Source organism: Pseudomonas sp. B392_1p, assembly GCF_052245235.1.
Taxonomy (GTDB): Bacteria; Pseudomonadota; Gammaproteobacteria; order Pseudomonadales; family Pseudomonadaceae; genus Serpens; species Serpens gallinarum.
Map to the genome: position 1 here is coordinate 15,378 of NZ_JBQPXM010000004.1, position 15,484 is coordinate 30,861.

Below are 15,484 nucleotides of genomic sequence, written 5' to 3' on the forward strand. Positions count from 1 at the left end.
AACCATACTACTTTAGCGGCGCGTCTGTGCCTCGCGGGTCACCAGATCAACGAACGCCTGGGCCAGAGGGGAATGTTCCAGGCGACGCTTTATCAACCACACCGCGGTCGTGGCCTCAGTGTCGAGCAGTGGGCGAAAGACTACTCCGTCGATGCGAATGCGCCGAAATGACGCAGGTAACACCGAGACCCCCAACCCCGCCGCAACCAGTCCGATAATGGTCAGCGCCTCATGGGCCTCCTGGGCAATGCGCGGCGTAAAGCCGGCCTGGCGGGCCAAGCCGACAAGCTGATCGTAAAGCCCTGTGCCATGGGTGCGCGGAAAAAACACAAAGGGTTGCTCAGCCAGCTCACTGAGCTGCAGACCAGCATCACCCGCCTCGGCCAATGGGTGATCGGCATGCACCAGGGCCACCAGCGGCTCAGTGAACAGCTCCACCGCTTCCAGCGTATCAGGCAACGCCAAGGGGCGGATCATGCCAATCTGCAAACGCTCGTCGAGCACCGCCTGGCTCACCTCGCGGCTGTTCATCTCTTCCAGATTCAGATGCACCGCCGGAAAGGCCTGCCGAAACGCAAAGATCGCCCGCGGAATAATCGACACAAACGGCGCCGACGCCGTGAAGCCGATCTGTAGCTCACCCAGTTCGCCCTGTTCCGCCCGCCGCGCCACGTCGACCGACTTGTTAACCTGCGCCAGGGTCTGCCGGGTTTCGTCCAGGAACAACCGACCCGCGTCGGTGAGCGATACGCGCCGGTTGGTGCGATCAAACAAGCGCACGCCCAACTCCTGCTCCAAGGCTTGAATCTGCTGGCTCAAGGGTGGCTGGGAAATCCCCAGCACCTCGGCCGCACGGCCAAAGTGCAGCTCTTCCGCAACCGCCACGAAATAACGCAAATGTCGCAGTTCCATCGCCACTCCAATAAGTCGCAAAACATATCAATTATGTCGAATAATATATTGGAAAGATTAAATCAAGCTGCTTATCCTTTACAGCCATAACCCACCCCTAAGCCGCCTACTGCAGCTGCGCGAGATCGTCGTGTGCCTGTTACGGACCGGCTGTGGCCGCCAAAAGCGCCCTAGAGAGGACCTTGTGAGCAACATCCAGAGTTCGCCCCGCGAACTGGTGTCACCCAACGAAATACCCACCCCTGCAAATCCGGCCGTGCAGCCCATCGAGACGTACACCGAAAAAGGCACCCGGCACTTTCTACTGACCGCCGTAGCCCTGTTCTGCGGTGGCTTTGCCACTTTTGCGCTGCTGTATTGCGTGCAGCCGATGATGCCGGTGCTGTCCGCCACCTTCGGCATCAGTGCGGTGCAAAGCAGCCTGGTTTTGTCTATTTCCACCATCACCATGGCGATCGGCCTGCTGATTACCGGACCGATCTCCGATGCCATTGGCCGTAAGCGAGTGATGGCCGTGTCGCTGCTCGCAGCCGCCGTGTTCACCATCATCAGTGCCTTCATGCCGACCTGGGAAGCCGTGCTGCTGATGCGCGCCCTGGTGGGCCTGGCGCTGAGTGGCCTGGCGGCTGTGGCCATGACCTACCTCAGCGAAGAAATCTATCCCAAGCACTTGGGCTTCGCCATGGGTCTGTATATCGGCGGCAACGCCATTGGTGGCATGAGCGGCCGCTTATTGACCGGCGTTCTGGTGGACTGGATGTCCTGGCACGCAGCCCTCGGCATTGTCGGCGGGCTCGCACTGCTGGCTGGGCTGCTGTTCTGGCACCTGCTCCCCGAATCCCGCAACTTCCGCCCACGGCCGTTGCGCCTGCGGGGCCTGATCGATGGCTACGCCCTGCATGTTCGTGACTCGGGCCTGCCCTGGCTGTTCGTGCAAGGCTTCTTGCTGATGGGCAGCTTCGTGACCCTGTTCAACTACATCGGTTACCGGCTGATCGCCGACCCCTTCCAGATGAGCCAAACCAGCGTGGGCCTGCTGGCCGTGGTCTACCTGTCGGGGATCTACAGCTCCGCACAAGTGGGCGCGCTGGCTGACCGGCTGGGGCGCGGCAAGGTGCTCTGGGTGGTCATCGGCCTGATGCTGGCCGGGCTGGTCTTGACCTTGTTCGACGCACTGCCCGCCGTGCTGCTCGGCATGCTGATGTTCACGTTTGGCTTCTTCGGCGCGCACTCCGTGGCCAGCAGTTGGGTCGGCCGACGCGCCAAGCAAGCCCGTGGGCAGGCCTCATCGCTTTACCTGTTCTGTTACTACGTGGGCTCCAGCCTGGCGGGTACCCTCGGCGGCGTGTTCTGGCAGGCGGCCGGCTGGGATGGGGTCGGTCTGTTTATCGGCTCGCTGTTGTTGATCGCGCTGCTGGTAGCCCTGCACCTGGCCCGCGTTCCAGCCTTGCCGGAAGCGGTGCAGCGCCCGGCGCACTGATTCGCACACTGCAGAATGCAAAACGCCCCGCAATGCGGGGCGTTTTAGTATCAGCCGATGACGCTATTCAGACGTGATACTGCGCGGACAACTCGTGAACTGCTTCGATAAAGGCACCCGCGTGGGCCGGGTCGACCTCCGGAGTGATGCCGTGGCCGAGGTTGAACACGTGACCATTGCCGTGACCATAGGCCGCGAGGATGCGCCCCACTTCCCCACGGATTGCTTCCGGCTTGGCATACAACACGCTGGGGTCCATGTTGCCTTGCAGCGCCACCTTGTCGCCGACCCGAGCGCGAGCAGCACCGATGTCGCAGGTCCAGTCCAGACCCAGCGCTTCAACGCCGGAATCCGCCATGGACTCCAGCCACAGGCCGCCGCCCTTGGTGAACAGGATCACCGGCACGCGGCGCCCGTCATGCTCGCGGATCAGACCATTGACGATCTTCTGCATGTAGGCCAGGGAGAACTCCTGATACGCCGCAGCCGACAAGCTGCCACCCCAGGAATCGAAGATCTGCACCGCCTGGGCACCGGCGAGGATCTGGCCGTTCAGGTAGCTGGTCACCGATTGGGCGAGTTTGTCCAGCAATGCGTGCATGGCCTGCGGGTTTTCATACAGCAGCGCCTTGGACTTGCGGAAGTCCTTGCTTGATCCGCCTTCCACCATGTAAGTCGCCAGGGTCCAGGGGCTGCCGGAGAAGCCGATCAGCGGCACGCGGCCGTTCAGCTCGCGGCGAATGGTGCGCACCGCGTCCATGACATAGCCGAGGTCTTTGTCCGGATCTGGGATCGGCAGCGCCTCGATATCCGCCATCGTGTTGACCACTTTCTTGAAACGCGGGCCTTCGCCGGTTTCGAAATACAAGCCCAGGCCCATGGCGTCAGGGATGGTGAGGATGTCGGAGAACAGGATCGCCGCATCCAACGGATAGCGTTCCAGTGGCTGCAGGGTCACCTCGCAGGCGAACTCGGGATTCATGCACAGGCTCATGAAATCACCCGCTTTGGCGCGGCTGGCGCGGTATTCCGGCAGGTAGCGACCGGCCTGACGCATCATCCAGACGGGAGTGACGTCGACAGGTTGCTTGAGCAGGGCACGGAGGAAGCGATCATTCTTCAGAGCAGTCATGTCCAGGTTCCAGCAAAAAAAGTGCCCGCATTGTCGCAAAGCCCACCACAAAAGGCACGGTGGGGCCCCCGCCTTTTGTCTTTGGCTTGATCCACGGCAAGCGGCAAGCCTAGGTCAGACGAATAATCCGCGAGGGAAATGGCGTGTTTTATAGCCACTTCCCGCCTTTTGGCGGGGCCGCCGGCGCTGCTCAGCGCGCCCTTATACGCCGAGGTAATCGAGGATGCCCTCGGCGGCGGTGCGCCCTTCATGGATCGCGGTGACCACCAGATCGGAGCCGCGCACCATGTCACCGCCAGCGAATATTTTCGGGTTGCCGGTCTGGAACTTGTACGGGCCCTGCTCGGGTGCGACAACGCGGCCCTGGGTGTCGGTAGCGATATCGAAGTCGCCAAACCAGGCCGCCGGGCTGGGGCGGAAACCGAAGGCAATCACCACCGCGTCGGCCGGCAGGATCTGCTCGGAACCGGGGATCGGCTCAGGACTGCGCCGACCACGGGCATCCGGTGCGCCGAGGCGGGTTTCGACGACTTTCACGCCTTCCACCTTGTCCTCGCCGACAATGGCGATGGGCTGGCGGTTGAACAGGAATTTCACGCCCTCGTCCTTGGCGTTCTTCACTTCCTTGCGCGAGCCCGGCATGTTCGCCGCGTCACGGCGATAGGCGCAGGTCACACTCTTGGCGCCCTGGCGGATCGAGGTGCGGTTGCAGTCCATCGCCGTATCGCCGCCGCCGAGCACCACCACCTTCTTGCCATTCATGTCGATGAAATCAGCAGGCGATTGCTCGAAGCCCAGGTTGCGGTTGACGTTGGCCACCAAAAAATCCAGCGCGTCATGCACGCCCGGCAGGTCTTCGCCGGGGAAACCGCCCTTCATATAGGTGTAGGTGCCCATGCCCATGAACACTGCATCGAACTCGTCGAGCAGCTGGGCCATGGTCACGTCCTTGCCCACTTCGGTGTTCAGGCAGAATTCGATGCCCATGCCGGTGAACACTTCACGGCGGCGGGTCAGCACGGTTTTTTCCAGCTTGAATTCCGGGATACCGAAGGTCAGCAAACCGCCGATTTCCGGGTTCTTGTCGAACACCACCGCACTCACGCCGTTGCGCGCTAGCACGTCGGCGCAACCCAGGCCCGCCGGACCTGCACCGATTACCGCCACACGCTTGCCGGTCGGCACGACCTTCGACAGGTCCGGGCGCCAGCCCATGGCAAAGGCGGTGTCGGTGATGTACTTCTCCACCGAGCCGATGGTCACCGCGCCGAAGCCGGTGTCATTCAAGGTACAGGCACCTTCACAGAGCCGGTCCTGCGGGCAGACGCGACCGCAGACTTCCGGCAGGGTATTGGTCTGGTGCGATAGCTCGGCCGCGGCAATGATGTTGCCCTCGGTCACCAACTTCAGCCAATTGGGGATGTAGTTGTGCACCGGGCACTTCCACTCGCAGTACGGGTTGCCGCACTCCAGGCAGCGGTGGGCCTGCTCGGCCGCTTGATCGGGCTTGAAGGGTTCGTGAATCTCGACGAACTCCTGCTTGCGGCGGCGCAGCAGTTTTTTCTTGGGGTCCTGACGGCCCACTTCGATGAACTGGAAGTCGTTGTGCAGACGTTCGCTCATTGCATAAACCTCTTAACGGCAGCGGCACTTCAAGTTGCCGCTGCAGGACAATCACGTTGAACCGGCAAACCCTGCGCTGCTTTTCGCTTGCACCGTGGGGGCTTGCCGCTTGCAGCTGCTTTATTGCGGGTTGGCCCGAGTGCTGGCGAGCAGCGTCTTCAGGCTCGCGGCCTTGGGCTTGACCAGCCAGAAGCGACGCAGGTAGTCGTCCAGGTTCTCGGCCAGCTCCGCGCCCCAAGGGCTGCCGGTTTCCGCCACGTATTCGGCGAGCACCTGCTGCAGGTGGCTGCGATAGCCTTCCATCGCCTCGCCGGTGATGCGCTGGATTTCCACCAGTTCGTGGTTCACCCGGTCAAAGAAGCTGTTGTCCTCATCCAGCACGTAAGCAAAGCCGCCGGTCATGCCCGAGCCGAAGTTGTAGCCGGTCTTGCCCAGCACACACACGAAGCCGCCGGTCATGTATTCGCAGCAATGATCGCCTGTGCCTTCCACGACGGTATGCGCGCCGGAGTTGCGCACCGCAAAACGCTCACCCGCCGTGCCGGCAGCGAACAGCTTGCCGCCGGTAGCGCCATACAGGCAGGTGTTGCCGATGATCGCGCTCTCCTGGGTCTTTAATCGGCTGCCGGCCGGCGGGGTGATAACGATCTTGCCGCCGGTCATGCCCTTGCCCACGTAGTCGTTGGCGTCGCCTTGCAGGTACAGGTTCAGGCCGCCGGCATTCCACACACCAAAGCTCTGCCCGGCCGTGCCCTTGAAGCGGAAGGTGACCGGCGCGTTGACCATGCCCTGGTTGCCATGGCGACGGGCAATCTCGCCGGACACCCGTGCGCCAATGGAGCGGTCGCAGTTGCAGATGTCCAGTTCGAATTCGCCGCCCAGCTTGTCGGAGATGACCCCACTCGCCAGCTCGACCATGTGCTCGGCCAACAGGCCCGGATCGAACGGCGGGTTGTTCTCGACCTGGCAGAACTGCGGCTTGTCGTCCGGAATATGCGCGCTGCCCAGCAGCGGCGACAGATCCAGCTGGCCCTGCTTGTCGGTCTCGCCGGGCAGCAGCTCGATCAGGTCGGTGCGGCCGATCAGCTCGCCGAGGCTGCGCACGCCCAGCCTGGCCAGCCACTCGCGGGTTTCCTCGGCGATGAAGGTGAAGAAATTCACCACCATGTCCGCCGTCCCGATGAAGTGCTCCTTGCGCAGGTTGTCGTTCTGGGTGGCCACCCCGGTGGCGCAGTTGTTCAGGTGGCAGATGCGCAGGTACTTGCAGCCCAGGGCGATCATCGGCGCGGTGCCGAAACCAAAACTTTCAGCGCCGAGAATCGCCGCCTTGACCACGTCCAGGCCGGTCTTCAGGCCGCCGTCGGTCTGTACCCGCACCTTGCCGCGCAGGTCATTGCCACGTAGGGTCTGGTGCGCTTCGGACAGGCCCAGTTCCCAGGGCGAGCCGGCGTACTTGATGGACGTCAGCGGCGAAGCACCGGTGCCACCGTCGTAACCAGAGATAGTGATCAGGTCCGCGTAGGCCTTGGCCACACCGGCGGCGATGGTGCCCACGCCCGGCTCAGCCACCAGCTTCACCGAGACCAGGGCCTGCGGATTGACCTGCTTGAGGTCGTAGATCAGCTGCGCCAGGTCTTCAATGGAATAGATGTCATGGTGCGGCGGTGGCGAGATCAGCGTCACGCCGGGCACCGCATAGCGCAGCCGGGCAATCAGGCCGTTGACCTTGCCGCCGGGCAACTGACCACCCTCTCCAGGCTTGGCACCTTGAGCAACCTTGATCTGCAGCACTTCGGCGTTGACCAAGTATTCCGGGGTCACGCCGAAACGGCCCGTGGCCACCTGCTTGATCTTGGAACTCTTGTTAGTGCCGTAACGGGCCGGGTCTTCGCCACCCTCACCGGAGTTGGAGCGCCCACCGATGCGGTTCATCGCCTCGGCGATGGCTTCGTGGGCTTCCGGCGACAGTGCGCCCAGTGAGATACCGGCAGCATCGAAACGCGTAAAGATCGATTCCAGTGGCTCGACTTCGTCGAGGGACAGCGGCTGGGGCGCTTCCTTGACCTTGAGCAGATCGCGCAGCATCGACACCGGGCGGTTGTCCACCAGTGCGGTGTATTCCTTGAACCTGGCGTAGTCGCTCTGCTGCACAGCCGCCTGCAGGGTGTTGACCACGTCCGGGTTGAAGGCATGGTATTCGCCGCCGTGCACGAACTTGAGCAGACCGCCTTGCTGGATGGTCTTGCGGGTATTCCAGGCTTCCAGGGCGAGCAGTTTCTGCTCGGCTTCGATGTCGACGAAACGCGCACCCTTGATGCGGTTGGCCACGCCCTTGAAGCTCAGCTCGACCACGTCGTCGGCCAGGCCGACCGCTTCGAACAATTGCGCACCGCGGTAGGACGCCACGGTGGAAATGCCCATCTTCGACAGGATCTTCAGCAGGCCCTTGGAAATACCCTTGCGGTAATACTTGAAGACTTCGTACAGGTCGCCCAGCACTTCGCCGCTGCGGATCAGGTCGGCCAGCACTTCGTAGGCCAGGTACGGGTACACGGCGGTGGCGCCAAACCCCAGCAACACGGCGAAATGGTGCGGGTCGCGCGCCGTGGCGGTTTCCACCAGGATATTGCAGTCGCAGCGCAGACCGGTTTCGGTCAGGCGATGGTGCACCACACCGACCGCCAGCGAAGCATGGGCCGGCAACGTGCCCGGCGCAATGTTGCGGTCGGACAGCACCAGCAACACCTTGCCGGCACGCACCGCCGCCTCGGCCTGATCCGCGATGCTGCGCACGGCCGCTTCCAGGCCGATGGACTCGTCATAATTGAGGTCGATGACGTGGCGATCGAAGCCGGGACGTTCCAACTCCATGATGGTCCGCCACTTGGCCGGGGAGATCACCGGGTTGCTGAGGATGGCACGGTTGGCGTGTTCGGGAGTTTCCTCGAACACGTTGCGCTCGGCGCCCAGGCAGGTTTCCAGCGACATCACAATGGCTTCACGCAGCGGGTCGATCGGCGGGTTGGTGACCTGCGCGAACTGCTGACGGAAGTAGTCATAGGTGGAGCGCACGCGACGCGACAGCACCGCCATCGGCGTGTCGTCGCCCATCGAGCCGACCGCTTCCTGGCCCTGTTCGGCGAGCGGGCGCAGCACCTGGTCACGCTCCTCGAAGGTGACCTGGAACATCTTCATGTACTGCTTGAGCTGCTCGCCGTTGTATTGCGGACCACCGTGGTCGTTGTCGTCCAGGGTCGACTGAATGCGCAGGGCATTCTGGCGCAGCCACTTCTTATAGGGATGGCGCGATTTCAGACGGCTATCGATATCCTCGGTGTGCAGCACTTCGCCGGTGTGGGTGTCGACGGCCAGAATCTGTCCCGGCCCGACACGGCCCTTGGCGATGACGTCCTCGGGCTGATAGCCCCATACGCCGACTTCCGACGCCAGGGTGATATAGCCATTGGTGGTGGTGACCCAGCGCGCAGGGCGCAGACCGTTGCGATCGAGCAGGCACACGGCGTAGCGACCATCGGTAAGTACGATACCGGCGGGACCGTCCCAGGGCTCCATGTGCATGGAGTTGTATTCGTAGAAGGCGCGGCGGTCGGCATCCATGATGTCAACGTTCTGCCAGGCCGGCGGCATGATCATGCGCAGGCCGCGAAACATGTCCATACCGCCCGTGACCAGCAGCTCGAGCATATTGTCCATACTCGACGAGTCTGAACCGACGCGGTTGACCAGCGGGCCGAGCTCCTGCAGATCGGGGATCAGATCATTGGCGAACTTCAAGCGGCGTGCCAGCGCCCAGTTGCGGTTGCCCGGGATGGTGTTGATTTCACCGTTGTGAGCCAAAAAGCGGAACGGCTGGGCCAGCGGCCACTTCGGCAGGGTATTGGTGGAGAAGCGCTGGTGGAACACCGCGATGGCGGTCTGCAGGCGCTCATCGCCCAGGTCCGGATAAAAGGCCTGCAAATCCTTGGGCATCATCAGGCCCTTGTAGATCAGGGTCTGCGCCGAGAAGCTGCACACGTAATGATCGCTGTCAGCGGCGTTGGCCACCGAGGACCGGCGACGCGCGCGGAACAGCTGTACGGCAAAGTCCTGGTCCGACAACCCGTCGCCGCCGACGAATACTTGTTCGATCTGTGGCAGACGCGCCAGCGCCAGCTCACCCAGCACCGAGGTATCCACCGGCACCTTGCGCCAGCCAATCACCTGCAAGCCAGCGGCGAGAATCTCGCGCTCCATGTTGGCGCGAGCAGCGGCGGCCTTCACCGGGTCCTGGTTGAGGAACACCATGCCCACCGCATATTGCGCCGGCAGTTCGACCGCGAAGGTGTCGCGCGCCACAGCGCGCAGGAACAAGTCAGGCTTCTGGATCAACAGGCCGCAGCCGTCCCCGGTCTTGCCGTCTGCGTTGATGCCGCCACGATGGGTCATGCAGGTCAGGGCCTGGATAGCGGTCTGCAGCAAGTGATGACTGGCCTCGCCCTGCATGTGGGCGATCAGGCCGAAGCCGCAGTTATCCTTGAACTCTTCCGGATGAAACAGACCTGCTTTCATAGGGGACTCTCGCCATGCAGCCTTAAAGGCAAATTACTTTAAATTCAATCACTTACATCGCTAAAACCTCTTCTTGAGAGGTCGTTTGCAGGGATCGCGGTCGGCCATATTACACAGCGACTTTAGGCCAAACAATAAAAAAGCGACTGAAATATGAAAGTTAATGTCGCAAAAGAGAACGATGACAGGACAGGTACGTGATAACCAAATTAACGATCCAAGGGCGTATTTTCGACAGCTGACCAGCCTTCTGGGCAGATTCCCAAGCGAGCTTGCTTTACCACTCCCCTTTCCGTCACGGGTGCACAGCGCCTATCTCTCGCTACGAACCCACAAAAAAAAGCCCCGCCGCCCTTCATCCAGATGCTGGACGGAGGGCGGCGGGGCCTTGGGTTTGACGCACCGCCGCGGGCGGGCGAAGCGGTGATTAGCGGCTCTGGGCGATTTCCTGCTGGATACCCGCGAAGGGACGTGCCCAGGGTTTGGCCTCACGCACCGTGGCGGGCAAATTGGCGATTGCGGCCCTGGCTGCAGCCTGGGACGGGAAAGTGCCCATGGTCACCACATACAGCGGCTTGCCCTGATGCAGTTTGCGGTAATAGCGGTACTGACTCCCTTGTGCGCGTACAAAATCACGGGCGGCCGCCTCGGTACTCAAGGCCAACACTTGCAACGCGTATTGCTTTCCGTTCTGCGCCAAATACCAATCACTGTCGAGTTCGGTTGCCACCGTCGATGGCAGCGGCAGCGGTGTGGTCTTGGCGACGGTAGGCGCAGGTGCTGGCGCCGGCGTAGGTGCTGGCTTGGCAACCGGTGCAGGAGCGGGAGCGGTAACCGGTGCCGGTGCCGGTGCTATGGCCTCTGCCGGTATCGATGGCAAGGGCAAGGCTGTGGTCGCCGATGCTTGCGGAGCGGGATCGATCGTCCACGTCTGTTCGTCCGGCGCTGGGGCATCGGCGACCACGGCGTTTGGCTGCGCCTCAATGTCGCTACGTGATGGCCGGGGCAACGGCAATGCCTGGCTGCTGGTCGCACTTACGGTACGCGGCGGTGCCGGTTGACGGTTATCGGCAAGCGGGGCAGTCGTCGGCGCTTGCTCGGCGTCATCGCCGCCCAACAACAACCAGCCCACCAGCACCACCAGGAGGATGCCGAGCAAGCCAAGTTGTTGTTGGCGTGGCAGGTTGAACGTGAATCCGGGCGGACGCAGCAGGCCGCGCTCGGTCTGCATATCTTCGATGAGAATTTCGTACGCGACCTGATTGATCGCGCCTGGCCAGCCGCCAGACCGTTCCTGGATCTCGGCCAGCTGTTCTGCACTGAACACGGCCAGACTTTGCCCGGCGCCTTCCAAGCGCTGCGCCAGATATTCGGCAGTCTCTTCCTCGGTGTAGGGTTGCAGCTCGATGGTGTGGAAGCGCTCTTCGTCCCCTTCCTCGCTGAGCGCCTGCAGCCGCTCGGCGGTGTCCGGCTCGCCGAACAGGAAGACATGGGCGCGACCTTCGCGGCGCTCCTGGGCCAGGGCAAGCAATTCGGCCAGTGCCTCGCTATCCAGCCGCTCCGCGTCATCGACCAGCAGATACACCTCCTGCCCGGTCAGCGCGCACTGCTCCACATGGGCGCGGATCGCCGCAGCGTCCGCTGCAGGCAGGCCCAGGACCTGGGACATCTGCAGCAACAAGCTCGCTGCGCTGCCCGCCTCACTGGCGCTGACCACCACCGGCAATACGCTCTGCTTGTTGGTACTGGCTACCAGGGCTTGGCGCAGCAAGGTCTTGCCACTGCCCAGCGGACCACTGACCAGCAGGAGCAACTGGCTGTAGCGCGCCAGATGGTGCAGTTGGCCAAGCACGGGTTTGCGCTGTGCCGGGAAGAACTTGAAGCCGGGCACCCGTGCGGCGAAAGGATCGTGACTGAACTGGTAGTGACTGAGGAAAACTTCCTCGGCATGTAGGCTGGTCATGATGGCTCAGGCATCTCCAAGCTGTTCGACGAGGGCGCGATAATCGGTACTCAGGGTAGCCTGCAATGCGTCCTGGGCATAATCGGCGGTGACCACCGCTTCCCCCAAGCGCTTGAGCAGAACCAGGCGCAGCTGTCCATCGAGTACCTTCTTGTCCACAGCCATGTGTTCAAGAAAATGTTCCGGGGTCATCTCCTCAGGCGGGACCACCGGCAAACCTGCGCGCTGCAGCAGACGAATGCCGCGATCACGCTCGGCGGCGCTGATCCAGCCCAGGCGATGGGACATCTCCAAGGCCATGACCGTGCCCGCGGACACCGCCTCACCGTGCAGCCAAACGCCGTAGCCCATGTGGGTTTCGATGGCGTGCCCGAAGGTGTGGCCCAGATTCAGCGTGGCGCGGATGCCTGACTCACGCTCGTCGGCGCCGACCACGCGCGCCTTGGCCTCACAGGAGCGGGCAATCGCCGTGGTCAGTGCGGCATTGTCGAGCTCTCGCAAGACATCCATGTGGGTTTCCAGCCAGCCGAGGAACGGCTCGTCGCAAATCAATCCGTACTTGATCACTTCAGCCAGGCCGGCGGAGAGCTCGCGAGCCGGCAGGGTGGACAGGCTGGCAATGTCGATGAGCACGGCTTGCGGCTGGTAGAAAGCGCCGACCATGTTCTTACCCAGCGGATGGTTGATGCCGGTCTTGCCACCCACCGAAGAATCCACCTGGGACAGCAGCGTGGTCGGCACTTGAATGAAGTTGACCCCACGCTGGTAACAGGCGGCGGCGAAGCCGGCCATGTCGCCAATCACCCCGCCGCCCAGGGCGATCACCGTGGTACGGCGGTCATGGCGAGCCTGCAACAGGCCATCGAAGATGCTCTGCAGGGTTTCCCAATTCTTATGGGCCTCGCCATCGGGTAACACGATACGAGTGACCTGATAGTCTTTCAGCGCTTGGGCTAGCCGCTCCAGATACAGGGGCGCCACCGTCTCGTTGCTGACAATCGCTACCTGCCGGCCAGCGATGTGCCGGGCCAACAACGCGCTGTCGTCAAGCAACCCGGAACCGATGTAAATGGGATAACTACGCGTGCCGAGATCGACCTGAAGAGTCTGCATGGAACCCCCATATTGGATAGGCCCCTAGGATAACCCAGTTCGCGGCGGCCTTTAACGGTGGGGCAAGTCATCCAGGCGGGCGAGAATTTCCTGCACCACCATGCGCGGTGGGCGCTCGTCGGTTTCGATGATGATGTCGGCAATCTCGCGGTACAGCGGATCGCGGATTTCCAGCAGGTCGCGCAGCACCTGACCCGGGTTGGCAGTGCGCAGCAGGGGCCGGTTGCGGTCACGGGCGGTGCGGGCGATTTGTTGCTCGACCGAGGTATGCAGATAGATCACCCGCCCGCCGGTCCGCATGGCCTGGCGGTTTTCGGGTCGCAGAATCGCACCGCCGCCGGTGGCGACCACCTGGCCTTGCTCCAGGCACAGCTCGGCAAGCACGCACTGCTCGCGGTCGCGAAACCCCTGCTCACCCTCGACGTCGAATATCCACGGGATATTCGCGCCGGTGCGCTGTTCGATTTCCTTGTCGGAATCCTTGAAGGCCAGCCGCAATTCCTTGGCCAACAGCCGCCCGATGGTGCTTTTTCCAGCCCCCATCGGGCCCACGATGATCAGATTCTGCACAACATTAACGACTCACTGCTATCGCCTGGTTGTGCATGATACGCGGAGTGAGGAAGACCAGCAGCTCGGATTTCTTGTCCTGCACGATATCGCGGCGGAACAGGCGGCCGAGGAACGGCAGGTCGCCCAGGAAGGGCACTTTTTCCACACCCTTGGTCTGGGTGTTGGAGAACACACCACCGATAACGATGGTTTCACCATCCGCCACCAAGACCTTGGCATTCACCTCGTTCTTGTTGATCGGCGGCACGCCATTGAGGGCATTGGCGAAGTCCGGCGCATCCTTGGTAACTTTCACTTCCATGATGATGCGGTTGTCCGGGGTGATCTGCGGTGTCACTTCCAGCGACAGCGCGGCTTCCTTGAAGGAGGTAGAGGTGGCGCCGCTGGAGCTGGCCTCTTGATACGGAATTTCGGCCCCCTTGAGGATCTTGGCGGTTTCCTTGTCGGCGGTGACCACCTTGGGCTGGGATACTACTTCGCCGTTACCGCTCTTTTCCATGGCTGTCAGTTCAAGGTCGAGGATCAGGTTGTCGGTCAGGTAACCAATGCCGAACCCTGCCGTGCGGTTGGCTACGCCCAGGTCGACGAAGGGGACGTTACCGGTCATGTCGTCTCCTGTATTACCGCCCTCATCGCCACGGTCATCGTTGCCGTAAAACAGGCCGCGGCCATTGGCGAACGTCTGGCTACCACCCCAACGCACGCCCAGGCTCTTGTCGTAGTCGACATTGGCCTCGACGATGCGCGCCTCGATCATCACCTGGCGTACCGGCACGTCGAGCAGGCTGACGATGCGACGCATCTCGTCGATGCGCTCCTGCGTCAAGGTCATCAGCAGGCTATTGGTGCGGTCGTCGTAGATCACCGAGCCGCGCATGTCGTCCTTCAAGGCGCCTTTCTGCGACTCGCTCTCATACAGCTTGGCAATGTCGGACGCCTTGGCGTAATTGAGTTGGATGACGTCCTTGCGCAGCGGCGCCAGTTCCGCCACCTGGCGCTGGGCCTCAAGCTCCTGACGCTCGCGGGCAGCAATCTCATCAGCCGGCGCGACCAGCAGCACGTTGCCGATCTGACGCTTGTCGAGCCCCTTGGTCTTGAGTACCAGATCCAGCGCCTGGTCCCAGGGCACATTCTGCAGGCGCAGGGTAATGCTGCCCTGCACCGTGTCACTGGCCACCAGGTTGAGGTCGGTGAAGTCGGCAATCAGCTGCAACACTGAACGCACGTCGATGTCCTGGAAGTTCAACGACAGTTTTTCGCCGGTGTAGGCAAAGCGTTCAGCCTTGCGCTTTTCCAGGTCATCGCGCGACAGCGGCTTGATGCTTACAGTCAGGCGGCTGTCCGTCTGAAACGCCATGTAGTCGTAATGACCGGTCGGCTCGATGAGCACCACCACACGATCACCCTGGCTACTGGCACTGACGAATTGCACAGGGGTGGCGAAGTCCTTGACATCCAGCCTGACGCGCAACGCTTCTGGCAGGTGGGTTTTGGCGAATTCCAGGCGGATCTTGCCGCCTTGTTCCTGAATGTCCGGAGCGGTGGTCGGGTCGCTCAGGTCAATGATCACATTGCCTTCACCTTCGGTGCCGCGCTGAAAGTCGATGCCGCGGATGGTCTTGCCCGCGACCGCCTGGCTCTGCGGCTGCCCCTGTGCCGGGGGTCTCACGGTTGTACTGGGTGCTGCCGAGGCAACGGCCGTATCACCCAGCACCAAGAAGAGATTATTGCCTTCGGCACGCGTGCTGTAAGGCGCCAGTCCCGACAGGTTGACGATCAGCCGCGTGCGGTCCTTGACCTCCACCACGGTGACACTGCGCGCGTTACCGATTCCCAGGTCACGGGTCTTCACACCCAGCTTGTTGCGTACCCCGGGCATGTCCAGGGCGATGCGCGCCGGCTGGTCGATGGTGTAGCCACGCGGCACGGCGACCGGCTCGTCGAAACTGAGCTTCAGCTCGACGCGGTTGCCCGGTAGCGTGGCAACATCCAGTGCCTGCAGATCGGCAGCCATCAGGTGCGGAGCAAGCAAAGCAGCCAGGAGTGGCAGGCCAAAGCGCGGCAGGGTGCTATTCATTGTGTACTTCCGTTGTGCAGACTGGCGTGTTGTTCTCATGTG

At 62.3% G+C, this 15,484-nt stretch carries 9 protein-coding genes; 1 reads left to right on the top strand and 8 read right to left on the bottom strand.

What is annotated here, in order from left to right; genetic code table 11:
• Positions 1 to 12 precede the first annotated feature (12 nt).
• Positions 13 to 912 (bottom strand): LysR substrate-binding domain-containing protein, encoded by a 900-nt coding sequence (locus ACTV8E_RS06750; protein WP_443198983.1) that lies wholly within the window; start codon positions 910 to 912, stop codon positions 13 to 15.
• Positions 913 to 1,105: 193 nt separating this feature from the next.
• On the opposite strand from ACTV8E_RS06750, the gene ACTV8E_RS06755 reads away from it, so the two are divergent.
• A complete protein-coding gene (locus ACTV8E_RS06755) occupies positions 1,106 to 2,392 on the top strand; it encodes an MFS transporter (protein ID WP_443199178.1) in 1,287 nt (428 codons plus the stop codon).
• Between the two features lie 67 nt (positions 2,393 to 2,459).
• Here ACTV8E_RS06755 and hemE read toward each other — a convergent pair whose 3' ends face one another.
• The 7 genes from hemE to pilQ all read right to left on the bottom strand — a co-directional run bounded on the left by hemE (position 2,460) and on the right by pilQ (position 15,442).
• Complete coding sequence (gene hemE, locus ACTV8E_RS06760) at positions 2,460 to 3,524, bottom strand: uroporphyrinogen decarboxylase (protein WP_443198984.1); 1,065 nt, start codon at positions 3,522 to 3,524, stop codon at positions 2,460 to 2,462.
• 201 nt (positions 3,525 to 3,725) lie between these two features.
• Positions 3,726 to 5,147 (bottom strand): FAD-dependent oxidoreductase, encoded by a 1,422-nt coding sequence (locus tag ACTV8E_RS06765; protein WP_443198985.1) that lies wholly within the window; start codon positions 5,145 to 5,147, stop codon positions 3,726 to 3,728.
• A gap of 120 nt (positions 5,148 to 5,267) precedes the next feature.
• Entirely contained in the window at positions 5,268 to 9,716 is a 4,449-nt protein-coding gene (gltB, locus tag ACTV8E_RS06770) for a glutamate synthase large subunit (protein ID WP_443198986.1), read from the bottom strand.
• A gap of 427 nt (positions 9,717 to 10,143) precedes the next feature.
• Entirely contained in the window at positions 10,144 to 11,679 is a 1,536-nt protein-coding gene (locus ACTV8E_RS06775; protein ID WP_443198987.1) for an SPOR domain-containing protein, read from the bottom strand.
• 6 nt (positions 11,680 to 11,685) lie between these two features.
• Positions 11,686 to 12,792, bottom strand: coding sequence for a 3-dehydroquinate synthase (gene aroB / locus ACTV8E_RS06780; RefSeq protein ID WP_443198988.1), 1,107 nt, complete (start codon positions 12,790 to 12,792; stop codon positions 11,686 to 11,688).
• A 51-nt stretch (positions 12,793 to 12,843) separates the two neighbouring features.
• Positions 12,844 to 13,362 (bottom strand): shikimate kinase AroK, encoded by a 519-nt coding sequence (gene aroK, locus ACTV8E_RS06785; RefSeq protein ID WP_251834680.1) that lies wholly within the window; start codon positions 13,360 to 13,362, stop codon positions 12,844 to 12,846.
• A gap of 4 nt (positions 13,363 to 13,366) precedes the next feature.
• A complete protein-coding gene (gene pilQ / locus ACTV8E_RS06790) occupies positions 13,367 to 15,442 on the bottom strand; it encodes a type IV pilus secretin PilQ (protein ID WP_443198989.1) in 2,076 nt (691 codons plus the stop codon).
• Positions 15,443 to 15,484 lie beyond the last annotated feature (42 nt).

Coding starts and splice junctions, on each gene's coding strand:
- ACTV8E_RS06750 (WP_443198983.1), bottom strand. CDS start 912: ATGGAACTGCGACATTTGCGTTATTTCGTGGCGGTTGCGGAAGAGCTG.
- aroB (WP_443198988.1), bottom strand. CDS start 12,792: ATGCAGACTCTTCAGGTCGATCTCGGCACGCGTAGTTATCCCATTTAC.
- ACTV8E_RS06765 (WP_443198985.1), bottom strand. CDS start 5,147: ATGAGCGAACGTCTGCACAACGACTTCCAGTTCATCGAAGTGGGCCGT.
- ACTV8E_RS06775 (WP_443198987.1), bottom strand. CDS start 11,679: ATGACCAGCCTACATGCCGAGGAAGTTTTCCTCAGTCACTACCAGTTC.
- gltB (WP_443198986.1), bottom strand. CDS start 9,716: ATGAAAGCAGGTCTGTTTCATCCGGAAGAGTTCAAGGATAACTGCGGC.
- hemE (WP_443198984.1), bottom strand. CDS start 3,524: ATGACTGCTCTGAAGAATGATCGCTTCCTCCGTGCCCTGCTCAAGCAA.
- pilQ (WP_443198989.1), bottom strand. CDS start 15,442: ATGAATAGCACCCTGCCGCGCTTTGGCCTGCCACTCCTGGCTGCTTTG.